General features: G+C 73.2%; 20 protein-coding genes and 1 tRNA gene. 10 read left to right on the forward strand and 11 right to left on the reverse strand.

Translation table 11 applies throughout. The annotated features are described in order from the left end of the window. Positions 1 to 31 precede the first annotated feature (31 nt). Complete coding sequence (locus tag ACGH2B_RS17290) at positions 32 to 814, reverse strand: ABC transporter ATP-binding protein (protein WP_399089970.1); 783 nt, start codon at positions 812 to 814, stop codon at positions 32 to 34. A gap of 480 nt (positions 815 to 1,294) precedes the next feature. Here ACGH2B_RS17290 and ACGH2B_RS17295 point away from each other — a divergent pair. The 3 genes from ACGH2B_RS17295 (at position 1,295) to ACGH2B_RS17305 (ending at position 3,570) form a co-directional block, all read left to right on the forward strand. After that, positions 1,295 to 1,376 (forward strand) — tRNA-Leu (locus tag ACGH2B_RS17295). An 856-nt stretch (positions 1,377 to 2,232) separates the two neighbouring features. Beyond that, positions 2,233 to 3,060 (forward strand): Bax inhibitor-1/YccA family protein, encoded by an 828-nt coding sequence (locus ACGH2B_RS17300; RefSeq protein WP_399089973.1) that lies wholly within the window; start codon positions 2,233 to 2,235, stop codon positions 3,058 to 3,060. A 189-nt stretch (positions 3,061 to 3,249) separates the two neighbouring features. Continuing rightward, on the forward strand, positions 3,250 to 3,570 hold the full coding sequence (locus ACGH2B_RS17305) for a hypothetical protein (RefSeq protein ID WP_399089975.1): 321 nt from the start codon (positions 3,250 to 3,252) through the stop codon (positions 3,568 to 3,570). Positions 3,571 to 3,612: 42 nt separating this feature from the next. On the opposite strand, the gene ACGH2B_RS17310 is transcribed toward ACGH2B_RS17305, so the two are convergent. The 3 genes from ACGH2B_RS17310 to ACGH2B_RS17320 form a co-directional block, all read right to left on the reverse strand. Further along, positions 3,613 to 4,563, reverse strand: a complete 951-nt coding sequence (locus tag ACGH2B_RS17310; protein WP_399089978.1) for a hypothetical protein — start codon at positions 4,561 to 4,563, stop codon at positions 3,613 to 3,615. Positions 4,564 to 5,231: 668 nt separating this feature from the next. Continuing rightward, positions 5,232 to 6,452 carry an acetyl-CoA C-acetyltransferase gene (locus tag ACGH2B_RS17315; RefSeq protein WP_399089981.1) on the reverse strand — a complete coding sequence of 407 codons (1,221 nt, stop codon included), beginning with the start codon at positions 6,450 to 6,452 and terminating at the stop codon, positions 5,232 to 5,234. A 266-nt stretch (positions 6,453 to 6,718) separates the two neighbouring features. After that, positions 6,719 to 7,732 carry an SGNH/GDSL hydrolase family protein gene (locus tag ACGH2B_RS17320; RefSeq protein ID WP_399089984.1) on the reverse strand — a complete coding sequence of 338 codons (1,014 nt, stop codon included), beginning with the start codon at positions 7,730 to 7,732 and terminating at the stop codon, positions 6,719 to 6,721. Between the two features lie 188 nt (positions 7,733 to 7,920). Here ACGH2B_RS17320 and ACGH2B_RS17325 point away from each other — a divergent pair, with 188 nt between their 5' ends. Beyond that, positions 7,921 to 9,306, forward strand: a complete 1,386-nt coding sequence (locus tag ACGH2B_RS17325; protein WP_399089987.1) for a cystathionine beta-synthase — start codon at positions 7,921 to 7,923, stop codon at positions 9,304 to 9,306. Positions 9,307 to 9,730: 424 nt separating this feature from the next. Here the strand turns inward: ACGH2B_RS17325 and ACGH2B_RS17330 are convergent, their stop codons facing one another. Next, positions 9,731 to 11,149, reverse strand: coding sequence for a purine-cytosine permease family protein (locus tag ACGH2B_RS17330; RefSeq protein WP_399097083.1), 1,419 nt, complete (start codon positions 11,147 to 11,149; stop codon positions 9,731 to 9,733). Between the two features lie 968 nt (positions 11,150 to 12,117). On the opposite strand from ACGH2B_RS17330, the gene ACGH2B_RS17335 reads away from it, so the two are divergent. Beyond that, entirely contained in the window at positions 12,118 to 12,975 is an 858-nt protein-coding gene (locus tag ACGH2B_RS17335) for a MurR/RpiR family transcriptional regulator (RefSeq protein ID WP_399089990.1), read from the forward strand. A gap of 636 nt (positions 12,976 to 13,611) precedes the next feature. On the opposite strand, the gene ACGH2B_RS17340 is transcribed toward ACGH2B_RS17335, so the two are convergent. From ACGH2B_RS17340 to ACGH2B_RS17360, 5 genes are all read right to left on the reverse strand, one after another. Then, entirely contained in the window at positions 13,612 to 14,973 is a 1,362-nt protein-coding gene (locus ACGH2B_RS17340; protein ID WP_399089993.1) for a diaminopimelate decarboxylase, read from the reverse strand. Positions 14,974 to 15,038: 65 nt separating this feature from the next. Continuing rightward, positions 15,039 to 15,995: an ABC transporter permease gene (locus ACGH2B_RS17345; protein WP_399089996.1), complete on the reverse strand. Its 957-nt coding sequence runs from the start codon at positions 15,993 to 15,995 to the stop codon at positions 15,039 to 15,041. A 162-nt stretch (positions 15,996 to 16,157) separates the two neighbouring features. Beyond that, a complete protein-coding gene (locus tag ACGH2B_RS17350) occupies positions 16,158 to 17,102 on the reverse strand; it encodes an ABC transporter ATP-binding protein (protein WP_399089999.1) in 945 nt (314 codons plus the stop codon). Beyond that, positions 17,099 to 17,467, reverse strand: a complete 369-nt coding sequence (locus ACGH2B_RS17355; protein ID WP_399090002.1) for a transcriptional regulator — start codon at positions 17,465 to 17,467, stop codon at positions 17,099 to 17,101. The genes ACGH2B_RS17350 and ACGH2B_RS17355 overlap by 4 nt, the downstream gene beginning before the upstream one ends. A gap of 31 nt (positions 17,468 to 17,498) precedes the next feature. Continuing rightward, positions 17,499 to 18,020 (reverse strand): hypothetical protein, encoded by a 522-nt coding sequence (locus ACGH2B_RS17360; RefSeq protein ID WP_399090005.1) that lies wholly within the window; start codon positions 18,018 to 18,020, stop codon positions 17,499 to 17,501. Between the two features lie 263 nt (positions 18,021 to 18,283). Between ACGH2B_RS17360 and ACGH2B_RS17365 the strand changes: the two genes are divergently transcribed. From ACGH2B_RS17365 to hutI, 3 genes are read left to right on the forward strand one after another with little or no spacing between them, the layout of a single operon-like run. Beyond that, entirely contained in the window at positions 18,284 to 19,534 is a 1,251-nt protein-coding gene (locus ACGH2B_RS17365) for an allantoate amidohydrolase (RefSeq protein WP_399090007.1), read from the forward strand. Next, positions 19,531 to 20,919, forward strand: coding sequence for a formimidoylglutamate deiminase (locus ACGH2B_RS17370; protein ID WP_399090010.1), 1,389 nt, complete (start codon positions 19,531 to 19,533; stop codon positions 20,917 to 20,919). Before ACGH2B_RS17365 ends, ACGH2B_RS17370 begins: the two co-directional genes overlap by 4 nt. A gap of 35 nt (positions 20,920 to 20,954) precedes the next feature. Further along, on the forward strand, positions 20,955 to 22,124 hold the full coding sequence (gene hutI, locus ACGH2B_RS17375) for an imidazolonepropionase (RefSeq protein WP_399090013.1): 1,170 nt from the start codon (positions 20,955 to 20,957) through the stop codon (positions 22,122 to 22,124). Positions 22,125 to 22,248: 124 nt separating this feature from the next. Here hutI and ACGH2B_RS17380 read toward each other — a convergent pair whose 3' ends face one another. Continuing rightward, the gene (locus tag ACGH2B_RS17380; protein WP_399090016.1) at positions 22,249 to 23,199 is read right to left on the reverse strand and encodes an RNA polymerase sigma factor SigF; all 951 of its coding nucleotides are present in this window, start codon (positions 23,197 to 23,199) and stop codon (positions 22,249 to 22,251) included. A gap of 249 nt (positions 23,200 to 23,448) precedes the next feature. On the opposite strand from ACGH2B_RS17380, the gene ACGH2B_RS17385 reads away from it, so the two are divergent. Further along, complete coding sequence (locus tag ACGH2B_RS17385; protein ID WP_399090019.1) at positions 23,449 to 23,823, forward strand: STAS domain-containing protein; 375 nt, start codon at positions 23,449 to 23,451, stop codon at positions 23,821 to 23,823. A gap of 168 nt (positions 23,824 to 23,991) precedes the next feature. After that, complete coding sequence (locus ACGH2B_RS17390; RefSeq protein WP_399090021.1) at positions 23,992 to 24,492, forward strand: ATP-binding protein; 501 nt, start codon at positions 23,992 to 23,994, stop codon at positions 24,490 to 24,492. Positions 24,493 to 24,558 lie beyond the last annotated feature (66 nt).

Raw genomic sequence — 24,558 nt, forward strand, 5'->3', positions numbered from 1 at the left:
GGGAGAGGTCCGGAGTGCGGTCGGCGGGGCGTCAGCTCGTGCGGCCCTTGGCGTCGAACCCCTTCATCCGCTCCAGTACGCGGTCGGCGGTGGGGTCGGCCATGTCGTCGACGATGCGGCCGTCGGCGAGGAAGACGACGCGGTCGGCGTAGGCGGCGGCCACGGGGTCGTGGGTGACCATCACGACGGTCTGGCCCAGTTCGCGGACGGAGTTGCGCAGGAAGCCGAGGACCTCGGCGCCGGAGCGGGAGTCGAGGTTGCCGGTCGGCTCGTCCGCGAAGATGATCTCAGGCCGGGAGGCGAGGGCGCGGGCGACGGCGACGCGCTGCTGCTGACCGCCGGAGAGCTGGCCGGGCCGGTGCTTGAGGCGGCCGCCGAGGCCCACGGTTTCCACGACGCGGTCCAGCCAGGCGCGGTCGGGCTTACGGCCGGCGATGTCCATGGGGAGGGTGATGTTCTCCAGCGCCGTCAGGGTCGGCAGCAGGTTGAACGCCTGGAAGATGAAGCCGATCTTGTCGCGGCGTAGCTGGGTGAGCTTCTTGTCCTTGAGGCCGGTCAGCTCGGTCTCCCCGATGCGGGCGCTGCCGCCGGAGATCGCGTCCAGCCCCGCCATGCAGTGCATCAGCGTCGACTTGCCGGACCCGGAGGGGCCCATGATCGCGGTGAATTGCGCCTGGTGGAACGTGACGGAGACGGCGTCGAGGGCGACCACCCGGGTTTCGCCCGCTCCGTAGACCTTGGTGAGATCCGTCGCGCGGGCTGCCGCCGCGGTGGCGCGGGTGGCGGTGGGGACGCCGGAGGGGATGGTGGTCACGGGAACGTGCTCCTGTCGGGACGGGGCGGCGGTCGGCCGCGGTCTGGGGACCTTTCCATCGTCGGCCGGGCGGCGGGCCCGAGGGGTCAGCCCGGATGACCGTCCTGGGCCAGCCCTGGGGCGTAGCGGGGCGGGCGGTCCTCATACCTGGGGATGAGGGGCGCCCCTGAGGCGCGCGGGTGGTCCGGGGGCGGACGGCGGGTGTCCGGCGCGGTGGGATTCGTGCCGGAGTGTCGGGGGAGCACATATCGGGGTGCGACGGCGATGCGGTACGGCGACTTTCCGTCATTCCGGGTCCCGAACGTGTTTCAGGGCGTTACACCGGAGGTGCGCCGTGGGCATGTGGCAACGGGCCGATGCGGTGACTGACGCACCCTCAGTTGCCAATAAAATAAGACAACCTCGGGATGAGCGGCCGGGGCTCCGGTGGCCTGCGGGCTACGCTCGTGCTGCCTCTGTGTGGGGCATGGGGGAGTCCACGCCCGGATGGTGGAATGCAGACACGGCGAGCTTAAACCTCGCTGGCCTTCGGGCCGTGCCGGTTCAAGTCCGGCTCCGGGCACTTCCGGCAATCGGCCGCCCGTTCCGAAGAGTTTTCCCGGCCCCCGCCCCGCACCGCACACCCCCTGACGAATCCCGTCCGCCCCGGCGTCCCGGAGCGGGTGCGCACCGCCGCCCTTCGCCACGTTCTCCCTGCCCGGACGGGGGTTGTGCGGGTCCGGGGTGCTCCGTCCGCCGGGGGCCGCCGCCGCGCGGCGGGGCGGACCGGGCGGGTCCCGGGAGGAATTGCGGCGGGCGTTTGCGGGGCCTGCGCGCCTTCCCGTCGGCCTTTTCGTAACCCTCCGATTCCGCCGCGTCACGCTGTGGTGCGGGTGTTTTGTCTCCGTATCACGATGCGGACACCCGGAATACGGGAAGGCGGGTGCGGGCGGGCGATTTCCCGGGCCTCTTCCGCGGTATTCCGCATTCGCTCGTTCCGGGGAATTCGCCGCCCCGCCGACCGGATTTCACCACCTGGCGCAGAGTCAGCCCTTGCCGAGCCGCGGCATCGTCCGCCGCCGTCGTGTCCCGCGCGGCGGACCGGCGAATTCCGGGCGAAGGGCCATTACGGACGTACCCGGTGAGCCGGTCGCCGGGCCCCGGATCCCGGCCCCCTCTTCCGTGGGGGGCGTTTCCGTCGGATTCGGGCGTGATGGGGAGGGCGGCTCGCGGCAGGGGACTCTCCTGCCGAGGGGTGCGGGGCCGGTCCGGAAACCGCCCGGCGCCGGGCACGATCGCGGCGGCCCGTTCGTACTCCCCGTGGTGTAGGTGAGCCCCCGGATGGCGGGGGAAGATCGTGCTCAGGAAGTAGCCCCGCGTCTTTGCCAAGCCATTACTCTTGTGGCGAGGTCGCGCAGGGCGGCCATGGAGGAGTGAGGATGAGGAGCAGCAACCCGGTCTTCTCGCGACGGGGGTTCAGCCGCGACACCGGCTACGCGGGCTTCAACGCGCCGCCGCAGGCCGGGGGCGTCGGAGCCAACCCGTACGCCGGGGCCAACCCGTACGCGCAGACCGCCACCCAGACGCCGCAGTACACGCCGCAGACCCGCCCGATGACGATGGACGACGTCGTCATCCGCACGGCGTTCACCCTCGGCACGGTCATCGTCGGCGCCGTCGTCGGCTGGCTGTACCTGTCGGACAAGATCGGCTTCGCGGTCGGCGCGGGCATCGCCGCGATGGTGCTGGGCTTCGTCCAGTCCTTCAAGAGCAAGCCGTCGCCCGCGCTGATCCTGGCGTACGCGGCGCTGGAGGGCCTCTTCCTCGGCGCGCTCAGCGGCAACCTCAACGACCTGCCGAAGATGAACGGCGCGCCGATGCAGGCGGTGCTGGGCACCCTGGCGGTCTTCGTCACGATGCTCATCGCCTACAAGACGCGCATCGTGCGGGTCACCGCCCGCTTCACCCGCTTCCTGATGATCGCGACGATGGGCTTCGTGCTGCTGTCGCTGGTCAACGTCCTGTTCATGGTGTTCGGCGGCGGTGACGGCCTCGGCTTCCGCAGCGGTGGCCTCGGCATCGTCTTCGGTCTGGTCGGCGTCGTCCTCGGCGCGCTGTTCCTGGCGCTGGACTTCAAGCAGGTCGAGGACGGCATCGCGTACGGCGCTCCGCGCGAGGAGTCCTGGCTGGCCGCGTTCGGCCTGACGGTGACCCTGGTGTGGGTCTACATGGAGATGCTGCGGCTGATCTCGATCCTGCGCGACTGACGGATCGTCAACCCGCCCGGCCCGCGCGCCGGACCGCACCACCGCGAAGCCCCGCGGGCCACCCGCCCGCGGGGCTTCGCGCGTTCCCGGACGCCGTACGGCCATCCGCTCCGGCGGCCCGACGCCCCGGGCCCGCCGCCCCGCCCCGGGCCGTACGCGCTGCCGCGCGCCGTCGCATAGGCTCGCGCCGTGCCTGACGTAACGCCGCTGCTCCACGCCGTGGACGCCTTCGCCGACCGCCTCCGTTCGCTGCCGCAGAGCGCCCTGCGCCGGGGCGCCGCCGCCGACGGGCTCGCCCTGGCGCGTGAGCTGACCGCCCGCGCCCAGCGCCTGGAGCGCCCGGACCAGGAGCCGTACGAACTGCCCGACGCGGGGCTGTTCGCCGCCGGCGATCAGCTCTCCGTCGCCGGACACGACCTCGTCGAGGCCCTGCGGAACGCGGAAACGGCCTCCGCCGAGGATGTGGCGGAGGCCGTGGCGCGGGTCGGGGAGACGGCGCGGCGCTGGTAGCGCGGGCCCGGACGGCGGCGGCCGTGGCGCGCCGCCCGCGGGTCAGAGCGAGGCGATGACGCGGTCGGCCAGGATGTAGACGCTCTCCTGCCGGGCCTCGCCCCACGCGAACGTCAGGGCGTACGCCCCGGCGATGGCGGAACCGCCCAGCAGCACCGGGGCCAGCCCGTCCCGCAGCGCCTCGGCGACGCTCTCGGACGTCTCGCGGTGGCCCGGCGTCAGACAGAGGGTGGTGCCGTCGGTGAAGACGTACACGTCGAGGGTGCCCAGCGGCCCCGGGCGGACGTCGGCCAGCGGCACGCTCCGCTCGGCCAGCTCCTCCAGGCGCGCCACCGTCCGCTCGTGGTCGGTGACGGCGGCGACCGGCGTGAAGTCCGGGTGCGAGGGGTGGCGGCGGCGGGCGGCGGCCAGCTCCGCCGACTCCCCCTCCTCGACCGCGTCCCACTCGGCGGCGCGCAGCGCCTCCGACGCCTCCAGGGCGGGCTCCACGACGGTGAACGGCTCCGGCATGGCGAACGGCTCCAGCGCGTCCGGGCCGAGCAGCGGCTCCAGACCGGCCAGATCCGCCTGGCGCGGCAGGAACGGCCGTGTGTCGAACCGGTCGTCCAGGAGGTCGCGGGGGTCCAGCGGGCTCTCGTCGCCGACGCCGGTCACCCCGCCCAGCAGCGACGGGGCGTCCGCGGCGTCCCGGGCCTCCTGCGCGGCCCAGAACGCCCGCGCCTCGGCCAGCTCCCGCTCCCGCTCCTCGGCGAGGGCGTCGGCGACCGCCGCGCGTATGTCGGCCAGCGGCGTCGCGTCGGCCTCGGTCCGCCGGGCGGCCGGGATCGCGCAGAGCGCGTCGGCCCGGGCGGCGAGGGTCTCGCGGGTGGTCACCAGCTCCGTGCGCATCTCGGTGAGCTGACGGCGCAGCCCCCGGACGGTGTGCAGCGCCGCGGCGCCGGCCGCCACGGAGCCGGCCGCGGCCACGAGGAGGACGAGGTTCATGACGCTCATGCGCCCTCCCCGTGTCGCTCCGTGGCACGGGGCGCGCGCCGGTCGACGGCCCACTCCCGGCCGACGGCCGCGGAGGCGGCCTTGCTGGGTTCGCTGCGCTCGCTCACTGGTGTACTCCCCATAGCAGAAGGTCTTTCGACTTCTACCTCAGCCTGCCGGTCGTCGGCGACCGTTCCCAGAGCGCTTTGTCCCGAAATAGTGGGGGCTTGGGGCCTCATGCGAACGAGTGACCCCCAACTGACCTGCAAGAACCCTGCCCCGACGGGGCGTTGGTCACAATCCTGGCGGCGATTGGGTCGCGATCTTGTCACCGGGTGACCCATCTCACGCGGCCTTGCCGAGCGTGCCCGTACGACGACGAAGGGTGCGCGGGAAAAGGGCAGTTGACCTCTGGCTTTCCCCACGCACCCTCAACGGCGGATCAGCTCGAACGGCGTGCGTTCACGGACGGCTTCGGCTCGGCGCGCCTCAGCTCAGCCGCGCGTGCTCGTGGTCGCGTTCCGCTTCGCCTCCGCTGCGGGCAGGCGCCGCCCTCCTTCGTCGGGCGACCCCTACCCTCCGCTGCGGCTCAGCTCAGCCGCGCGTGCTCGTGGTCGCGTTCCGCTTCGCCTCCGCTGCGGGCAGGTGCCGCCCTCCTTCGTCGGGCGACCCCTACCCTCCGCTGCGGCTCAGCTCAGCCGCTCGATGACCATCGCCATGCCCTGGCCGCCGCCCACGCACATCGTCTCCAGGCCGAACTGCTTGTCGTGCCACTGGAGGGAGTTGATCAGGGTGGTGGTGATGCGGGCGCCGGTCATGCCGAAGGGGTGGCCGACGGCGATGGCGCCGCCGTTGACGTTCAGCTTGTCCAGCGGGATATCCAGGTCCCGGTAGCTCGGGATGACCTGCGCGGCGAACGCCTCGTTGATCTCGACCAGGTCGATGTCGGACATGGTCAGACCGGCCCGGCGCAGCGCCTGCTTGCTCGCCTCGACCGGGCCGTAGCCCATGATCTCGGGGGAGAGGCCGGAGACGCCGGTGGAGACGATCCGGGCCAGCGGCGTCAGGCCCAGCTCACGCGCCTTGGTGTCGGACATGATCACCAGCGCCGCGGCGCCGTCGTTCAGCGGGCAGCAGTTGCCCGCGGTGACCAGCCCGTCCGGGCGGAACACCGGCTTCAGGCCCTGCACGCCCTCCACCGTGACGCCCGCCCGCGGGCCGTCGTCCTGCGAGACGACCGTGCCGTCCGGCAGCGTGACCGGGGTGATCTCCCGCTCCCAGAAACCGGCCGCGATGGCCTTCTCGGCGAGGTTCTGCGAGCGGACGCCGAACTCGTCCATGTCCTGGCGGGTGACGCCCTTGAGCCGGGCGAGGTTCTCCGCCGTCTGCCCCATCGCGATGTACGCGTCCGGGACCAGGCCGTCCTCGCGCGGGTCGTGCCAGTCGGCGCCCGTCTGCTCCGCGCGGGCCGCGGTGCGTGCCTCCGCGTCGGCGAAGAGCGGGTTGTGGGTGCCGGGCATGCCGTCCGAGCTGCCGTTCACCGACCGCGAGACGGTCTCGACGCCCGCCGAGATGAAGACGTCGCCCTCGCCCGCCTTGATCGCGTGCAGCGCCATCCGGGAGGTCTGGAGCGACGAGGAGCAGTAGCGGGTGACCGTACAGCCCGGCAGGTGGTCCATGCCCAGCTGTACGGCGACGATCCGGCCGAGGTTGTGGCCCTGCTCGCCGCCGGGCAGACCGCAGCCGAGCATCAGGTCGTCGATGTCCTTCGGGTCCAGCTCGGGCACCTTCGCCAGGGCCGCCTCGACGATCTTCGCGGTCAGGTCGTCCGGCCGCAGCTCCTTGAGCGAGCCCTTGAAGGCGCGGCCGATCGGGGAGCGGGCGGCTGAGACGATGACGGCTTCGGGCATCACGGCTCCAAGGGGTCGTAACTGCGGCGGGGCGAGACCCTGGGGCCTCGTCGGGCGCGGGCGGGCTGGACTCTCAGGGAAGTTACCGGTACGTACCGCCAAGGTCACGGGGTGCGCGCTGTGATGCGGGACTCTTTTCTAAGCGGACGCTTATGTGCGCCCCGGTGGGGAGGCCGACCCGGCGTGGCCGGGGCCCGGCCCGGGGCCCGCGACGGCGCGGGGCGCCGGAAGGCTTCCGCCCCGGCGCCCCGCGACCGCACCGTCCCTCACCGCACCACCGGCGGCCGGTCCGACTTCTCGGGAACGGGGATGCGGCGGCGCCTGCGGTGCTTGAGCAGGGCCCAGGGGGCGCGGACCGAGGCGACCTCCGTACCGGCCTCGGACGCCGCCTCCGCCGCCGCCTGCTCGACGGGCAGCACGCCCTCGTACCGGGCGGGCTCGGGGCGCTCGCCCTCCGGCCACAGGCCCAGGGACGCGCAGAGCGTCGGCAGCACCGCCATCGCGGCGGTGGCGTACCCCTCCGCCGACGGGTGGTAGTTGTCCGGGCCGAACAGCTCCCGCGGACGCGCCTCGAACTCCGGGCCCAGCAGATCGCCGAGCGAGACCGTCCGGCCGCCGTTCTCCACGACGCCGATGGTCTGCGCCGCCGCGAGCTGCCGCGACAGCCGCCGGGCCACCCAGCGCAGCGGCTGGTAGACCGGCTCGATGGTGCCCATGTCCGGGCAGGTGCCGACGACGACCTCGCTGCCGGCCGCCCGCAGCCGGCGGACCGCGTCCGACAGCAGCCGGACGGAGCGGGCCGGCGGCATCCGGTGGGTGACGTCGTTCGCGCCGATGATGATCACGCAGACGTCCGGGACGGGCGCGTCGTCCGCCAGCAGCAGATCGACCTGACGCTCCAGGTCGTCGGATTGCGCCCCGGGCAGCGCGACGTTGCGGAAGTCGACGGGCCGCTCCGACAGCGCGGCGAGGCCGGAGGCGAGGAGCGCGCCCGGGGTCTCGCGGGCCCGGCGGACGCCCTGGCCCGCCGCGGTGGAGTCGCCGAGGAAGCCGAGCCGCAGCGGCGGCCGGTCGGCGCCCCGGCCGAACGCGGCGCCGTAGCGGCCGTCGGCGCACGGCGGGATGTCGCCGGAGCCGCCGACCGTGCGGCGCGCGAGCTGTACCTCGGTCAGCAGCACCCCGGCGGCGGCCGCCCCGAGCAGGCCGATCCCGCCGCCGCCGTACGCCGCGGCGGCGGCGATCCGCCGGGCCACCCTCGCCCTGGACAACATCATCGGCATGGACCGGGCACCTCCCCGTGCAGTGCGTCGGCGCGCCCCGTACCGGAGGGTCGGCGCGCGCCGGGAACTCGTACAACAGGTTGTTGCCCCGTAGGGCACCGAACGCAACGCGGCGGCCCCCGGGACGGCCGGGCAATAGGCTGAAGTGATGGGCGCAGGACAGCGTGCCCCCGACCGCGGAGACCACCGTGCAGTTTTACGAATCGATGATTGAGCTTGTCGGCAACACCCCGCTCGTGCGGCTCAACAACGTCACCCAAGGCATCCAGGCGACCGTGCTGGCCAAGGTCGAGTACTTCAACCCCGGCGGCTCGGTCAAGGACCGGATCGCGGTGCGGATGATCGAGGCGGCCGAGGAGTCGGGCGCGTTGCGGCCGGGCGGCACCATCGTCGAGCCGACGTCCGGCAACACCGGCGTGGGGCTGGCGATCGTGGCCCAGCAGAAGGGCTACAAGTGCATCTTCGTCTGCCCCGACAAGGTCTCGACGGACAAGATCAACGTGTTGCGGGCGTACGGCGCCGAGGTCGTGGTCTGCCCGACCGCCGTCGACCCCGAGCACCCCGACTCGTACTACAACGTCTCCGACCGGCTGGTCCGTGAGACGCCGGGCGCCTGGAAGCCGGACCAGTACAGCAACCCGAACAACCCGCGCTCGCACTACGAGACGACCGGCCCGGAACTGTGGGAGCAGACCGACGGGAAGATCACCCACTTCGTGGCGGGCGTCGGCACCGGCGGCACGATCAGCGGCACCGGCCGCTATCTGAAGGACGCCAGCGACGGCCGGGTGAAGGTCGTCGGCGCCGACCCGGAGGGCTCCGTCTACAGCGGCGGCTCCGGGCGGCCGTACCTGATCGAGGGCGTCGGCGAGGACTTCTGGCCGACCGCGTACGACCGGACCGTCGCCGACGAGATCGTCGCGGTGTCGGACAAGGACGCCTTCCAGATGACCCGGCGGCTGGCCAAGGAGGAGGGGCTGCTGGTCGGCGGCTCCTGCGGGATGGCCGTGGTGGCCGCCCTGGAGGTCGCCTCCCGGCTCGGCCCCGACGACGTCGTGGTCGTCCTGCTGCCGGACAGCGGCCGCGGCTACCTCTCGAAGATCTTCAACGACGAGTGGATGGCCGACTACGGCTTCCTGGAGGAGGGCGGCACCACCGCCGTCGGCGAGGTGCTGGCCCACAAGGAGGGCGCGCTGCCGTCGCTGGTGCACATGCACCCGGAGGAGACCGTCGGCGAGGCGATCGAGGTGCTGCGCGAGTACGGCGTCTCCCAGATGCCGATCGTCAAGCCGGGCGCCGGACACCCGGACGTGATGGCCGCCGAGGTCGTCGGCTCCGTCGTCGAGCGGGAACTCCTCGACGCGCTCTTCGCCCAGCGCGCCTCGCTGTCGGACCCGCTGGAGAAGCACATGTCGGCGCCGCTGCCGCAGGTCGGCTCCGGTGAGCCGGTCGCCGACCTGATGGCCGTCCTGGAGGGCGCGGACGCCGCCATCGTCCTCGTCGAGGGCAAGCCGAAGGGCGTCGTCAGCCGCCAGGACCTGCTGGCGTACCTGGCGCGCGAGGCCGGGAAGTAGGGCGCGGCACGACCGGCTGCCGGGCTTGCGGTACGGGGCGCGGCGCCGGGCCGCCGGCGGCGGGGTTTCGGGCGCGGGCGCGGGGCCGTGCCCGGGGCCGGTGGCGCGCCCGGTGCCGGGCGGCGGGGCCGGCGGCGGCCCGGCCGCCGTGCGGCACACCGCCGGCCCGCCGCGCAAGATGTACGGATGCGTCATGTGGACGCAGCACGGACTTAACACGGCTCCGGCAGATTACTGAGCACGGCGATCGGAACTCCGGAGCGGCTCCCGGACCTCCAGCTTCGCCGGGACGCCTTCCGGACCTGGCCCGGAAGGTCTCCCCCCACGGGGACCGCCGTCGTCCCGACTCCGGCTGCGGCCGGGGTGCGGCGGTCCCCGTCCCCTCTTTTTCCGGTGTTCCCGGCGTTCCCGGCGGGCGGCCCGCTCAGCGGGGCGTGGCCGGTTCCGCTCCCTCGGCGGGGGCCGCGTCCGGCTCCGGCTGCACCACCCGTCCCGTGTCGCGCCGGGCGAGGATTCCGTACAGCGCGGCGGGTACCAGCAGGCCGACGAGCCAGGAGAGGTCGGCGCCGCCGAGCGGGGCGACCAGCGGGCCGGTGTAGAACGCGGTGGCCAGGAACGGTAGCTGGGCCAGGACGCCGAGTACGTAGACCGAGAGCGCCGTGCCGTTCCACGCGCCGTAGCGGCCGTGCGGATCGGTGAGCGCGGGGATGTCGTACCGCTCCTTGGAGATCAGGTAGTAGTCGACGAGGTTGATCGCCGACCACGGCGTGAAGAACGTCAGCAGGAACAGCAGGAAGTCCTTGAACGCGGTGAGGAAGGAATCCTTGCCCAGCAGCGCGACGACGGTGCCCGCCACCATGATCCCCGCGATGTACGCGGCGCGGGCGCGCGGCGACAGGGTGCGCTGTCCGCGGAAGCCGCTGACGCAGGTCACCAGCGACATGAAGCCGCCGTAGGTGTTGAGGATGTTGATCGTGAGCTTGCCGAGCGCGATGACGAAGTAGAGCAGCGACGCGATCAGCCCGGCGCCGCCGAGCCCCACGATGTACGTCACCTCGTGCCCGACGAACGCGGCGGGCGCCGCCGCGGCGGCCAGCGCGCCGAACGTCATCGACCACTGCGCGCCGAGCACCGAACCGGAGAGCGTCCACCAGAACGTGGCGCGGGCCGAGGTGCGGCGCGGCAGATAGCGCGAGTAGTCGGCGACGTACGGACCGAACGCCAGTTGCCAGGAGGCGGAGAGGGAGACGGCCAGCAGGAAGACGGGCAGGCCGAACCCGTGCGGGCGTAGCAGCGCACCGAGGTCGGCGTGGCCGAGAAGGCGGACGCCGAGATAGACGAAGGCGAGCGCGCACACCAGCCCGGCGACCTTGCCGAGCAGATGGATCAGGCGGTACCCGACAGTCGCGGCGACGCCTGTGACCAGCGCGAACACGATGATCCCGGTGGTGTCGCCGAGATGCGTCAGCTCCCCGACCGCCTGTCCGGCCAGCACCGTGCCGCTGGCGAAGAAGCCGATGTACATCACGATGACCAGCGCCAGCGGGACGACGGCGCCGCGCACTCCGAACTGCGCCCGGGAGGTGATCATCTGCGGCAGCCCGAGCCGCGGGCCCTGCGCGGAGTGCAGCGCCATCACGGTGCCGCCGAGCAGATTGCCGACGAGCAGACCGGCCAGCGCCCAGAGGGGCGTCGCGCCGAAGACGACGGCCAGGGCCCCGGTGACCACCGCCGTGATCTGCAGATTGGCGCCCAGCCAGAGCGTGAACTGGCTGAACGCGCTGCCGTGCCGCTCCTCGTCCGGAACGACATCGATCGAGCGTCTCTCCACCACACCGGCCATGGAGACCACCTCCCTGTATGAAGTCATTCAGATTTAAGGGGGAATGAATGGGAGGTCAATAGGTCGGGGGGAGCGGGATGGGTGGGAGGGGGCGGTGGGAGTGGCGGGAGTGGGGCGGGCCGGTGGTGGTTGAGCGGGTGAGCGTGGCGCGGGGCGGTGGCGTGGGGCGATGGCGTGGGTGTGCCGGACGCCGGCGGGCGAGGTTTCCGTAGAGTCGGGCGGTAGGCGAGAGGGCCCCCGACCGGCCCGGGAGGTTAAAAGCGATGAGCGGGGATGGGGACAGCGGTGCGGGGGCTGAGGGTGAGGCCGGAGCGGTGGGGGGAGCTTGGGCGCCCGAGGGGGGCGGTGAGGCGGAGGCTTCGGCTGGTGCTGCCGGGGCTGCCGGTGCTGCCGGGGCGTCGGGTGAGGCCGTCGCGGCGGGTGAAGCCGAGGGCTTCGGTGGGGCCGGGGTGCCTGGTGGGGCGGAGGGGGCGGCCGGTGGGGCCAGCAAGGTTGGCGGGGCCGGTGGGGGCGGTGAGGGCTGGGTGCCTGAGGTGTCCGGTGAAGTTGGAGCGTCGGGTGAGGCGGGGGTGCCCGGTGGAGTGTGTGGAACCGGTGTTGTCGGTGTGACTGGTGGGGCCGGGGCTGAGGACAGGGGCCGAGCGTCCGAAGGGGCCCAGGTGTTCGGTGAGGCTGGGGTGCCTGGCGAGGCCGAGGGATCCGGTGAGGCGGAGGCTTCGACCGGTGCCGTCGGGGCGTCGGGTGAAGCCGTCGCGGTGGGTGAAGTCAAGGTCTCCGGTGGGGCCAGGGTGCCTGGTGGGGCGGAGGGGGCGGCCGGTGGGGCCAGCGGGGCTGATGGGGTTGGTGAGGACTGGGTGCCTGAGGTGTCCGGTGCGGCTGGAGCGTCGGGTGAGGGCAGGGCGTCGGGAGGGCCCGGGGCCTCGCGTGAGGCCGGGGCGCCCGGTGGAGCCGGGGCTTCGGCCGGAGGCGTGGCGGAGGGAGTGCTTCCGGTGGGTGGTGGGGCGGCGGCCGCGCGGTTGCAGCGGCTCTTCGAGGGGCGCCGGCTGACGCCCACTCAGCGGCGCATCGCGCACTGTATGGTGCGCCGGGCCGCCGACGCGCCGTTCCTCTCCAGCGTCGAACTCGCCGAACTCGCCGGGGTCAGCCAGCCCTCCGTCACCCGCTTCGCGGTCGCCCTCGGCTTCGACGGCTACCCGGCGCTCCGCCGTCACCTGCGCGACACCGCCCCGGCCGGGCCGGACGCCGCGGCCGTGGCCAACGAGTACCAGCAGGCGGTCCAGGCGGAGATCGACAACCTCCGCCACCTCGCGGCCGTTCTCGCCGACCCGGAACCGGTCGCCCGGGCGGGCCGGCTCTTCGCCGCGTCCCGGCCACTGCCCGTCCTCGGCCTCCGCGCGGCCACCGCGCAGGCCGCCGGCTTCGTCTACTTCGCCCGCAAGGTGCACCCGGACGTCCGTCTCCTCGACGAGGGCGGCTCCCTCCTCGCCGACCGCATCGACGCCGCGGTACGCGCCGGGGCGACCGCCCTCCTCTGCTTCGCGCTGCCCCGCCACCCGCGCGAGGTCGTCGAGGCCCTGGAGTACGCCCGCGCCGCCGGGCTGACCGTCGTCACCGTCGCCGACAGCGCCTTCGCCCCCGTCGCCCACCACACCGATCTGCTCCTCCCCGCCCCCGTAGGCACCGGCCTGGCCTTCGACACGGTGTGCGCCCCGATGCTCCTCGGCCGCGTCCTCCTGGAGGCGATGTGCGACGCCCTCCCCGACGCCCAGGCCCGCCTGGAGGAATTCGACGCGAGGGCCGCGGCCCGGGGACTGTTCGTGGAGTGAGTCAAGCGCCGGGCGGGGCGTGCGCCGGCTGACTGGCGCTGCGCGGGCGGGGCCTGGGTGGCTCGGATGACGTGCAGGGCGGGGCTGTGCCGGGCGGTTCGGGTGTCACGCCGAGTGGTTCGGGCGTTGTGCCGGGTGAGGCAGGGGCTGCGCGGGCGGCGATCGGGGATGTCCGGGCGGCTGTGCCTGGGTTGGTTCACCCGGCCCGGCCCGGCCCGGTTCGTCCGGGCCGGGTGGCTTGTCGCTGTCCGCTCCGGTGGGCCTGCCCGCGCGTTGGTCCTGGTCGGGGCGCTTGTTCATCTGTTCTGTTCCGGCCGGTCTCCGTCTGGCCCGGCCGGGTCGTGTGTTTCCGTTTGCCGGGGCCCGGAGCCCGGAGCCCGGTGGCTCCGGGGCGGGAGTGGTGCCTTGCGGGGTGGACGTGGCGTCCCGCGGGTGTCGCCGCGTCGGCCCTGCGGCGGCGCGGCGGACGGGCGCACGCACTGCGGGGTGCCACCGCTCCGGGAGGCACCGCAGGGGTGCCGCCTCCCGGTGATACCGCGGCCCGCGGCGTCCGCCCGGAGGGCCCGACGGCCGAGCCGCCACCCGAGGGCCGAGCCACTACTCGGCGGACACGTCCCCCCCCGCCGCCCCCACCTCTCACCGCAACGTGCGCAGCTCCTCTCCATACGCCGCGCCGCTCTCCGCCGTCAGTTCCTCCAGGGTCTGCGGCGCGCGGACGGTCGCGAAGCGGACCTCGCCCGACGGGGCCGCCGTATAGCCGTAAACCCCGGGGCGGGGCAGGGAGTTGTAGGCGAAGTGGGTGGAGAAGTAGTACGCGCCGGTGTCCAGCAGGGCGGCGTGGTCGCCGGCCCCCAGGAGGGGCAGGGAGCGGTTCTCGGCGACCAGGTCGCCCGCGAAACAGCACGGCCCGGCGACGTCCTGGGCGACCGGCGGCCCCTCCTTGCGCAGCCCCCGCGCGTCGTAGGCGGCGACCCGGATCGGCCAGGCGCCCGGGGCGAATACCGTCCGGGTGGCGACCTGCGCCCCCGCGTGGGTGACCGCGATCGGCCTCCCGCCCGCCGCCTTCGCGTACTCCACCCGCGCCAGGACCGTGCCGTGCTTGGCCAGCAAGGACCGGCCGAACTCCGTCACCAGCCCGTACCGCCCCCGGAACAGCCCCGGCACCCGCTCCCGCAGCACCTCCACATACTCCCGGTAGGTGGGCGTGACCCGGTCCGACGAGAAGTTCACCGGCAGCCCGCCGCCGATGTCGAGGGTGGTGACCTGCGCCCGGCCCGCCTGCGCGTTGATCTCCTCGGCGAGGTCGTACAGGGCCCGGACACCGTCGGCCATCACCGGCAACGCCATGCCTTGCGACCCGACATGGCCGTGCAGCCGGGTCAGCCAGGGGCGGTCCAGGTAGGCCCGCACCACCCAGGCGCGGGCGCCCTCGTCACGCAGCGCCACTCCGAACTTCGAGGTGTCCGTGGCGGTGCTCATCGCGCCGATGCTGCCGCCGCCGAGCTGCGGATTGACCCGCAGCCCCAGCGGCGCGCCGGTCGGTGCCGACGCCACCAGGGCGTCGACCCGGGCCAGCTCCTCCGGGTTGTCGATGTTGACCGCGATGCCCAGCGCCAGGGCCTCCCGCAGTTCTGCCGGGGTCTTGGCGGGCGAGTCCAGCACCGTGCGCCGGACCGGGACCCGTGCCGCGCGGGCCAGCGCCAGTTCCCCGGGGCTGGCCACCTCGCAGCCGAGCCCTTCATCGACGAGCAGCCGCAGCACCGGCACCAGTGACGCCGCCTTCACCGCGAACGCGTGCAGCACGGGCACTCCGGCATCGGTGAACTCGGCGAACGCGGAACGGAGCTCGGCCGCCGAACGTCGCACACCCGCGACGTCCAGCAGCCCGGCGACGGGCGCGGCGGGGCCCACCAGCCCCTGCTCGACGGCTGCCCGTACGGCGTGGTCCCGGTCCGTGAGGCCCGGAAGGATCGGAGAACCAGAGGTGAGGCCAGTCATACCGTCACTCCATCATCGCGGTGGCGCAGGGCGCCACAGATGTCCGGGGAGCGGTCACCGAGCTGTTACACCACTCCGGCGCCGCTCAGCTCCGCCTTCCGCCGCCGCGCGGACAGCCGCGAACCCGACTCCCGCCGGGTGGCCCGCCGCAACAGCGGTACGGCCAGCAGGAACCCGAGGACCGCCCACGCCGCCAGTACCAGCGCGACCCACGGCAGATCCCAGGAACCGCCGGGCTCCGCGACCCGCGCCGCGTCCGGCAGCAGCGCCGACCGTATGCCCTGCGCCATCCACCGCAGCGGGAAGCAGGAGGCCACCCGCTGGACCACCTCGGGCAGCGCCGTCAGCGGGAACACCGCCCCCGACGTCACCAGCAGCGCCATCACCGGCAGCATCAGCAGCGCCAGCGCCTCCCGAGGGTTGGGGAGTACGGCTCCGATGGCGGCGCCCAGCGGTATGACGGCGAGCAGGCCCAGCACGGTCACCCACAGCAGCGTCAGCCAGCCGCCCACTCCGTGCGGCAGCGGGCCGTCCACCAGCAGTGCACCCGCCACCAGCAGCACCACCAGCGTGCCCACGGCCATCGCGGTCATCAGCAGCGACTTGGCCAGCAGATAGGCCGGTATGCCGCCCGGTGTGGCCCGCAGCCGCAGCAGGGTGCCCTCCTCCCGCTCGGTCACCATCATCTGCGGCAGGTTCATCAGACCCACCTGGAAGAGCAGATACGCGGCGAACCCGGCGAGGGTGAGATGGCCCAGCGGGATCCGGGTGCCGGGCACGGTGCCGCTCAGCGATCCCGCGATCAACAGCGCGATCACGACGTTGAACAGTTGCCCGCTCATCTCCTTACGGCTGCGCAGCAGATGCCGTATCTCGATGACACCCCGCGCCCACCCGGCCCGCCAGACCCGTCCTCGCGCACCGGCGGCCCCCGCCCCGACGCCTCCACCCCGCACCGGGGCCCCGCCGGGTGCCCCCTTGGGGACCGTTTCCGTGCCTGTACTCGTCTCTGCACCTGTCATGGCGTCATTCCCCCTTGGTGGTTCCCGTCGTTCACGCTGTGCGGGGCGGGGCCTCCAGCCGGGCGTCCCGCTGCTCCAGAGCTGGGCCGAAGCGCGTCCATCTCCAGGCCCACTCCGCCCCGCCTCCAGGCCCACTCCGCCCCGCGCTCCCCGCTCCCGCGGTCAGGCCGCTCGTATTCCGTCGCCCGCGGCGTTCTGTGCGCGGCCCGCTGCCGGAACGGCCGTGCCGTCCTTCCCGTGCAGCATGTGGAGGTAGGTGTCCTCCAGCGTGGGGCGGCGTACCTCCAGGTCGGGGAGGGGGCCGTCGGTCGCGCGGTGCAGCTCCCAGACCAGTTGGGAGGGGTCGGCGGTCCGCTCCCGGCGCGGCGTACCGTCCGGGGCCGTCCAGCGGGCCTCCGCCTGTGCGGCCGCCCGACGGGCCAGCTCCCGCGGTGTGCCGCAGGCCCGTATCCGGCCGTTGACCAGCATCGCCATGCGGTCGGCCAGCCGTTCGGCCTCGGCGAGGTCGTGCGTGGTGAGCAGGACCGTCACCCCCTCGTCCCGGGCGAGGCGCTCGACCAGGTCGTGGAAGTCGCGGCGCGCCTCGGGGTCGAAACCGGTGGTCGGCTCGTCCAGGAAGAGGAGTTCGGGACGGCCGACGATGCCGAGCGCCACATCGAGGCGGCGCCGCTGGCCGCCCGAGAGCCGGGCCGCCTGCTGGCCGGCGTGATCGGTGAGACCGACGAGACGCAGCAACGCCTCCGGGTCCCGCGGCTCGCGGTAGTAGCGCGCGAAGTGGGCCAGGAGTTCGCCGACCCGCCAGCGTCCGTGGTCCCGCCAGGTCTGGAGGACCAGACCGAGCCGGGCGCGCCATGCCTCGTCCCCGTGGGCCGGATCGGTGCCCAGCACCTCGACCTCGCCCGCCGAACGCCGCCGGAAACCCTCCAGGATCTCCACGGTGGTGGTCTTGCCCGCGCCGTTCGGCCCGAGCAGGGCGAGGATCTCGCCGCGGTGCACCTCCAGGTCCACACCGCACAGCACGTCCCTGCCGCCGTACGTCATCCGCAGCTCGCGCGCCCGGATCACCGGGGCGTCGCCGGGGCGCGCGGGCACCGTGCGTGCCGTCATCGGGTCGCCTCGGCGGCGGACGCCGTGACAGCGGCGTCCTCGGTGGGCGGGGTGGCCGGTGGGGTGGCGGTCGGGGCGTTCTCCACGATGGCCCGGAGCGCCGCCACATGGCCCTGGAACGCGGTCCTGCCGCGGCCGGTGAGCCGGACCTTGGTGCGGCGCCGGCGGCCGCCGCCCTCCTTGCGGATCTCCAGGTATCCGGCCTCCTCCAGGGTGTGCAGTTGCTTGGAGAGCGCCGAGTCGCTGAGCGAGAGGCTGTCGCGGATGAACGGGAAGTCGGCCCATTCGGCGGTCGCGAGCAGGGCAACCACGGAGAGCCGGGTCGCCGGATGGATCAGCTCGTCGAAACCTGTCGGGGTGCTCATCGGGTGTTCCTCTCCTCGCCGAGGGGGCGGATCATCGGGTGACCGGTGCGGCAGGGGCATCGCCCGGGGCGGGGCCGTCGCCGTGCCCGCGCAGCGCGGTCAGCGTCCAGCGGTTCATCGGGCCGGCGCAGAGTATGAAGACGACCGCGGAGACGGTGGCCTGGATCACGGTGGGCAGTGGCAGCCGCAGGGTCTCGGCGACGTATCCCGAGAGCAGGATCGTGGTGAGCGTCACCACGGCGCCCAGCAGAGCGGAGACGCCCGAGCGCCAGGTGTACCGGGAGCGGTGCAGCCGTACCCGCGCGCGGCGGGCGCGGAGGCCGATCAAGGTGCCCAGCAGGGCGACGTAGGCGACGGTCAGCAGCAGGAAGGTCCAGCGCGGCAGGGTCAGACCCCAACTGGCGACGAAGAGCCACATGAGGGCGGCGGTGGTGTAGGTGGTGGCCGCGTCGCCGGACGCGCAGCGCTCCATCTCGTCGTAGACCCGCTCCTGCGGTACCCGGATGCGCTGGAGGTCCTGCCAGGCGCGCTCCGCATCGACCGGTGTGGTCATGGTCGTCCCCTCCCCGTCACGTTACTTTCCCACCAGGAAAGCTAACACCGACTTTCCTGGTGGGCAAGTCGAAAGCGGGGTGAATCTTCGCCGGGCCCGGTCCCGCTGCGCCGTCCTGCCCCCTCCCGTCCCTGTTGACTAGCCATATTCAGCGAAGCCAATATGTGAATATCCCGATCCAATCCATGCCGGGAGGCACCCGTGCCAGGACCTCGTCCCGTTCCGCGTGAAGGCGTCGCAGATCCCATGACGGGAGCGCGCGCATGACCGGCCGGCCCGCGTCGTTCCACACCATGTGGCGGGAGCTGCGGCCCCTCGGCCGTAACGCCTCCTCCGGCGGATACCGCCGCCACGCCTGGACCGCCGCCGACGCCGACTGCCGCGCGTGGTTCCGCGCCCAGGCGGAGTCCCGCGGACTCGCCTGCGAGACGGACCGCAACGGCAACCAGTGGGCCTGGCTCGGCGTCCGCTCGTACACCGAGGTCACCCCAGGCACCGCCGTCGTCACCGGCTCCCACCTGGACTCCGTGCCCGACGGCGGCGCCTTCGACGGCCCCCTCGGCGTCGTCTCCGCCTTCGCCGCCCTCGACGAACTCCGCCGCAGGGGAGTGGAGTTCGGCGCGCCGCTGGCCATCGTCAACTTCGGGGACGAGGAGGGCGCCCGCTTCGGGCTGGCCTGCGTCGGCTCCCGGCTCAGCGCCGGTGCCCTCACCCCCGAGGACGCCCGCGAGCTGCGGGACGCCGACGGCGTCAGCCTGCCGCAGGCGATGGAGCGCGCCGGGTACGACCCCGACGCGATCGGTCCCGACCGCGACCGGCTGGCGCGGATCGGCGCGTTCGTGGAACTCCACATCGAGCAGGGGCGCGCCCTCGACCTGACCGGCGACCCCGTGGGCATCGCCTCCGCCATCTGGCCGCACGGCCGCTGGCGCTTCGACTTCCACGGCGAGGCCAACCACGCGGGCACCACCCGCCTGGAGGACCGCCGCGACCCGATGCTCAGCTACGCCCGGACCGTCCTCGCCGCCCGCGAGGCCGCCCGGACCGCGGGCGCCCTGGCGACCTTCGGGAAGATCAGCGTCGAGCCGAACGGCGTCAACGCGATCCCCTCGCTCGTCCGCGGCTGGCTCGACTCGCGCGCCGCCGACCAGGACATCCTGGACACCGTCGTCAAGGAGATCGAACGCGCCGCCGAGGAGAGCGCCGCCCGGGACGGCGTCGACCTCCGCGTCGTCCGTGAATCCTTCACCCCCGTCGTCGAATTCGGGCACGCCCTCCGCGACGAGCTGGGCACGCTGCTGGCCCGCGCCGGCGGCGGGCGGCCCGTGCCCGTCCTGGGGACCGGCGCCGGACACGACGCGGGCATTCTCTCCGCGAGCGTCCCGACCGCCATGCTGTTCGTACGCAACCCGACCGGCGTCTCGCACTCGCCCGCCGAAACCGCGGCCGAGGACGACTGCGTCGCCGGGGTCACCGCACTCGCCGACGTACTGGAAGGTCTCGCGTGCCCATGACGCCGCAGGACACGACGCAGCAGGACACGGCCCCCGCACCGCAGGGCGCGGCGGTCTACTGGCTCGAACACGCCTGGCTCGGCACCCACACCGAGCCCGGTGTGACCGTCGAGACCGCGCAGGGGCGGATCACGGCCGTCCGCACCGGCACCGCCACCCCGCCGCCCGGCGCCACCGCCCTGCGCGGACTGACGCTGCCCGGCCTCGCCAACGCCCACTCGCACGCCTTCCACCGGGCGCTGCGCTCCACCGTGCAGGTGGGCTCCGGCACCTTCTGGACCTGGCGCGAGGTCATGTACGACACCGCCGCCCGCCTCGATCCGGACAGCTACCACGCTCTCGCGCGGGCCGTCTACGCCGAGATGGCGCTCGCCGGCATCACCTGCGTCGGTGAGTTCCACTACCTCCACCACCGGCCCGGCGGCGGCGCCTACGCCGACCGCAACGCCATGGGCGAGGCGCTGATCGCCGCCGCCGACGAGGCCGGTATCCGTATCACCCTCCTCGACACCGCCTACCTCTCCGCCGGCTTCGGCACCCCGCCCGCCCCGCACCAGCGGCGCTTCTCCGACGGGACCGCCGACGCCTGGGCCGAGCGCGCCGCCGCTCTCAAGGGCGCCGGGCACGCCCGTATCGGCGCGGCGATCCACTCCGTACGTGCCGTGCCCGCGGCCCAGTTGGGCACCGTCGCCGACTGGGCACGCGAGCGCGGTGCCCCGCTGCACGTCCACCTCTCCGAGCAGACGGCGGAGAACGACGCCTGCCACGAGGCGCACGGCTGCACGCCCACCCGCCTCCTCGCCGACCACGGCGTCCTGGGCCGCCGCACCACCGCCGTGCACGCCACCCACCTCACCCCGGAGGACATCGGGCTGCTCGGCGGCGCCGGCACCGGCGTGTGCATGTGCCCGACCACCGAACGCGACCTCGCCGACGGCATCGGCCCCGCCGCCCGCCTCCAGCACAGCGGCAGCCCGCTCTCCCTGGGCAGTGACAGCCACGCCGTCATCGACCTGCTCGAAGAGGCCCGCGCCATGGAGCTGAACGAGCGGCTGCGCAGCCGCGCCCGAGGCCACTGGACCGCCGCGGCGCTGCTGCGCGCCGCCACCGCCGACGGGCACGCCGCCCTCGGCTGGGACGACGCGGGCACCCTGACCACCGGCGCCCTCGCGGACCTCACCACGATCGCGCTGGACTCCGTACGTACCGCCGGCCCGCTGCCCCGGCTCGCCGCGGAGACCGCGGTATTCGCGGCGACGGCGGCCGATGTGCGGCACACCGTCGTCGGCGGCCGCCAGATCGTCCGGGACGGTGTGCACACGCTCGTGCCGGACGTGCCCACCGAACTCGCCGCGGCCATCGCCGCCGTGCGCACGAGCAACTGACGCGCCCCCAGCGGACGAAGGAGAACGCCCCCGCGATGAGCACCACCGTCCTGACCCATCTCACCCAGCTCGTCACCAACGACCCCTCCCTCGGCGAAGGCCCCCTCGGTCTGATCCAGGACGCGGCCGTCGTCATCGACGGCGACCGCGTCGCCTGGGTCGGTCCGTCCAGCAAAGCACCCGCCACTGACAACGCCGTCGACGCGGGCGGCCGCTCCGCGCTGCCCGGCTTCGTCGACTCCCACTCCCACCTGGTGTTCGGCGGTGACCGCACCGAGGAGTTCAACGCCCGGATGTCCGGCCGCCCCTACGAGGCGGGCGGTATCCGCACCACCGTCGCCGCCACCCGCGCCGCCACCGACGCCCAGCTCTCCGCCAACGTCGCCCACTACATGGCCGAGGCGCTGCGCCAGGGCACCACCACCTTCGAGACCAAGTCCGGCTACGGCCTGACCGTCGAGGACGAGGCCCGCGCGCTGCGCATCGCCGCCGAGCACACCGACGAGGTCACCTACCTCGGCGCGCACATCGTCTCGCCCGACTACGCCGACGACCCGGCCGGCTACGTCAGCCTTGTCACCGGCCCGATGCTGGACGCCTGTGCCCCGCACGCCCGGTGGATCGACGTCTTCTGCGAGAAGGGCGCTTTCGACGGCGATCAGGCCCGCGCGATCCTCACCGCGGGCAAGGAGCGCGGTCTGCTGCCCCGCATCCACGCCAACCAGCTCTCCTACGGGCCCGGTGTGCAGCTCGGCGTGGAGCTGGACGCGGCCTCCGCCGACCACTGCACCCACCTCACCGACGCCGACGTCGACGCGCTGGCGAACTCCGCCACCGTCGCGACGCTGCTGCCCGGCGCGGAGTTCTCCACCCGCGCCACCTGGCCCGACGCCCGCCGCCTCCTGGACGCCGGGGCGAGTGTCGCGCTCTCCACCGACTGCAACCCCGGCTCGTCCTTCACCTCGTCGATGCCGTTCTGCATCGCCCTGGCCGTACGGGACATGGGGATGACGCCGGACGAGGCGATCTGGGCCGCGACGGCGGGTGGCGCGCGGGCGCTGCGCCGGACCGATGTCGGCCGGATCGCCCCCGGCGCACGCGCCGACCTCACGCTGCTGGACGCGCCCTCGCACGTCCATCTCGCCTACCGGCCCGGTGTCCCGCTGGTGTCCGGCGTCTGGCGCAAGGGCGTCCGGGTGGTCTGAGAGGCGTCACAGGGGCCCCTGGCGGCCCCGGACACGGAGGAGGGCCCGCCCCGAGTCGCCCGGGGCAGGCCCTCCTTCGCGCGGGCGGGCACCGGCCGGTGGGCCGGTGGCGACCGCGGGTGCCTCACTCGTCGATCATCAGACCCTTGCGCAGCCGCACCAGGGTGCGTGAGAGCAGCCGGGAGACGTGCATCTGGGAGATGCCCAACTCCTCGCCGATCTCGGACTGGGTCATGTTGGCGACGAAGCGGAGCGACAGGATCTTCCGGTCGCGCGGCGGGAGTTCGGCGATCAGCGGCTTGAGGGATTCGACGTACTCGATGCCTTCGAGTCCGTGGTCCTCGTAGCCGATCCGGTCCGCCAGCGCGCCTTCGCTGTCGTCCTCCTCGGGCTGGGCGTCGAGCGAACTCGCGGTGTACGCGTTGCTCGCCGCCATGCCCTCCACGACTTCCTCGCGGGTGATGCCGAGGCGTTCGGCCAGTTCGCCGACGGTGGGCGCGCGGTCCAGCTTCTGCGCCAGTTCGTCGCCGGCCTTCGCGAGGTCGAGGCGGAGTTCCTGCAACCGCCGCGGCACGCGCACCGACCAACTGGTGTCGCGGAAGAAACGCTTGATCTCGCCGACGATCGTCGGCATCGCGAACGTCGGGAACTCGACGCCGCGGCTCAGTTCGAAACGGTCGATCGCCTTGATCAGACCGATCGTGCCGACCTGGACGATGTCCTCCATCGGTTCACTGCGGGAACGGAACCGGGAGGCCGCGAACTTGACCAGGGCGAGGTTGAGTTCGACCAGGGTGTTACGGACGTAGGCGTATTCGTGGGTGCCTTCTTCGAGCGATTCGAGCCGCTCGAAGAGGGTTTTGGACAAGGCCCTCGCGTCGACCGGGCCCACCTCGTCGAACGGCGGGATCTCGGGCAGTCCGTCGATCTCGGGCACCGCGGTCAATTCGGGTTCGGCGGTGGCCGGCTGGGAAGGGATCTGTCCGGTCGGGTCGGACGGGGGTGTCGACGAGGTGTGCTGCCGGGTGTCGTCGGTGCGCATTTCGTCGAGCCGGGGTGACATGGTCTCCTCCATCGTTCTCGGCATATGGCTGCCGATGCCTCTACGTGAAGCTGCGGTGTGCGGCGCCTCCGAAGCCGGCCGTGGTGAATGTGTCTGCATCTACGCCTACCTGGCTTTGCTGGAAGATGGCAAGTACGCGATGTCCGTATTTGGTGTTATATGCGGATTGTTCGGCTACCCCTGTGTGAAGCGAAGGCGTAGGGTTCGAATGAGCGCAGTCATAGGCAAACGACGTCGAGACAGCAAGAGGGGTGCGCGCGCATGGACCGCGGGACGGTCGGCAGTGCGAGCCGGGGCCGGCTTCACGTCGCGATCCGGCATCACGGCGCCAGCGCGGTCGTGACGCCGGCGGGTGAGCTGGATCATCACACCGCCGATCTGTTGCGTGACGCGCTGGAGGGGTGCGTGGAAGAGGGGTACGCCCGCCTCGTGGTCGACTGCGAGCCCCTGGAATTCATGGACTCCACCGGGCTCAACGTCCTGCTCGGGGCCCGCCTGACGGCGGAGGCCGCGGGAGGCGGGGTCCATCTCGTCGCGATGCAGCCCGTAGTGGCCCGCGTATTCGAGATCACCGGCGCGGAGGCGGTTTTCACGGTGCACGACTCACTCGATGCGGCGCTGGCCGACCAAGGGTGACGAGGGCGGTCCGGAGGATGACATTCCGGGCACGTAGTCCGCGTCACAACTTCCGTATCAAAGAAGTGGGTGTTCTCACGGTCCGGTCGGGCAGGAGACATCTGAATCCGTTGAATCTGTCAGTTATCCGTTTTCCGTGAAAAGGCGAATCGGTGAGGTGAAGCGCTGATGAGCACCACCCGGCCGTACCCACCGGGCGACCTCGGCCCGGAGCCGGGCGGCGCCGGTGCTTCCGCCGTCGCACCGGCCGCCGCCCCGGTCGGTCAGGTCCGCAGGCTGCGCCTGAGCGGCGCCCGGGGGGCCGTCGCGCGCGCCCGGGACTTCGCCCGCGAGGCCCTTCAGGACTGGGGCTGGCTGCCGGCCGCCACCGCCGACCAGCGCGCGGCCGCCGAGGACGTCCTGCTGGTCGTCTCCGAGCTGGTCACCAACGCCTGCCTGCACGCCGACGGCCCCGAGGAGCTGCGGCTGCGCTGCACCGCCAAGGTGCTGCGCCTGGAGGTCAGCGACCTCGGCGCCGGGTCGCCCGCGCCGCGCACCCCGCACCGTGCCGGGCGTCCGGGCGGGCACGGCATGTTCATCGTGCAGCGGCTCTGCCTGGACTGGGGCGTGGTCCGTAACGCCGACGGCGCCGGGAAGACCGTCTGGGCCGAACTGGCCGCTCCGTCCTGAGCGGTGACGGGCGGCGCGGGCCGTATGCGGGCGAGGAGTGAGGGCGTGGACCGAGGGTCCGCGCCC

The organism is Streptomyces sp. BBFR2, assembly GCF_044497305.1.
Lineage (GTDB): Bacteria > Actinomycetota > Actinomycetes > Streptomycetales > Streptomycetaceae > Streptomyces.

What these genes read in the sequence shown, in the direction of transcription:
- ACGH2B_RS17350 (WP_399089999.1), bottom strand. Translation starts at nt 17,102, where the DNA reads ATGACGGCACGCACGGTGCCCGCGCGCCCCGGCGACGCCCCGGTGATC.
- ACGH2B_RS17370 (WP_399090010.1), top strand. Translation starts at nt 19,531, where the DNA reads ATGACGCCGCAGGACACGACGCAGCAGGACACGGCCCCCGCACCGCAG.
- ACGH2B_RS17300 (WP_399089973.1), top strand. Translation starts at nt 2,233, where the DNA reads ATGAGGAGCAGCAACCCGGTCTTCTCGCGACGGGGGTTCAGCCGCGAC.
- ACGH2B_RS17330 (WP_399097083.1), bottom strand. Translation starts at nt 11,149, where the DNA reads ATGGCCGGTGTGGTGGAGAGACGCTCGATCGATGTCGTTCCGGACGAG.
- hutI (WP_399090013.1), top strand. Translation starts at nt 20,955, where the DNA reads ATGAGCACCACCGTCCTGACCCATCTCACCCAGCTCGTCACCAACGAC.
- ACGH2B_RS17340 (WP_399089993.1), bottom strand. Translation starts at nt 14,973, where the DNA reads ATGACTGGCCTCACCTCTGGTTCTCCGATCCTTCCGGGCCTCACGGAC.
- ACGH2B_RS17390 (WP_399090021.1), top strand. Translation starts at nt 23,992, where the DNA reads ATGAGCACCACCCGGCCGTACCCACCGGGCGACCTCGGCCCGGAGCCG.
- ACGH2B_RS17345 (WP_399089996.1), bottom strand. Translation starts at nt 15,995, where the DNA reads ATGACAGGTGCAGAGACGAGTACAGGCACGGAAACGGTCCCCAAGGGG.
- ACGH2B_RS17385 (WP_399090019.1), top strand. Translation starts at nt 23,449, where the DNA reads ATGGACCGCGGGACGGTCGGCAGTGCGAGCCGGGGCCGGCTTCACGTC.
- ACGH2B_RS17310 (WP_399089978.1), bottom strand. Translation starts at nt 4,563, where the DNA reads ATGAGCGTCATGAACCTCGTCCTCCTCGTGGCCGCGGCCGGCTCCGTG.
- ACGH2B_RS17320 (WP_399089984.1), bottom strand. Translation starts at nt 7,732, where the DNA reads ATGCCGATGATGTTGTCCAGGGCGAGGGTGGCCCGGCGGATCGCCGCC.
- ACGH2B_RS17360 (WP_399090005.1), bottom strand. Translation starts at nt 18,020, where the DNA reads ATGACCACACCGGTCGATGCGGAGCGCGCCTGGCAGGACCTCCAGCGC.
- ACGH2B_RS17365 (WP_399090007.1), top strand. Translation starts at nt 18,284, where the DNA reads ATGACCGGCCGGCCCGCGTCGTTCCACACCATGTGGCGGGAGCTGCGG.
- ACGH2B_RS17355 (WP_399090002.1), bottom strand. Translation starts at nt 17,467, where the DNA reads ATGAGCACCCCGACAGGTTTCGACGAGCTGATCCATCCGGCGACCCGG.
- ACGH2B_RS17380 (WP_399090016.1), bottom strand. Translation starts at nt 23,199, where the DNA reads ATGGAGGAGACCATGTCACCCCGGCTCGACGAAATGCGCACCGACGAC.
- ACGH2B_RS17315 (WP_399089981.1), bottom strand. Translation starts at nt 6,452, where the DNA reads ATGCCCGAAGCCGTCATCGTCTCAGCCGCCCGCTCCCCGATCGGCCGC.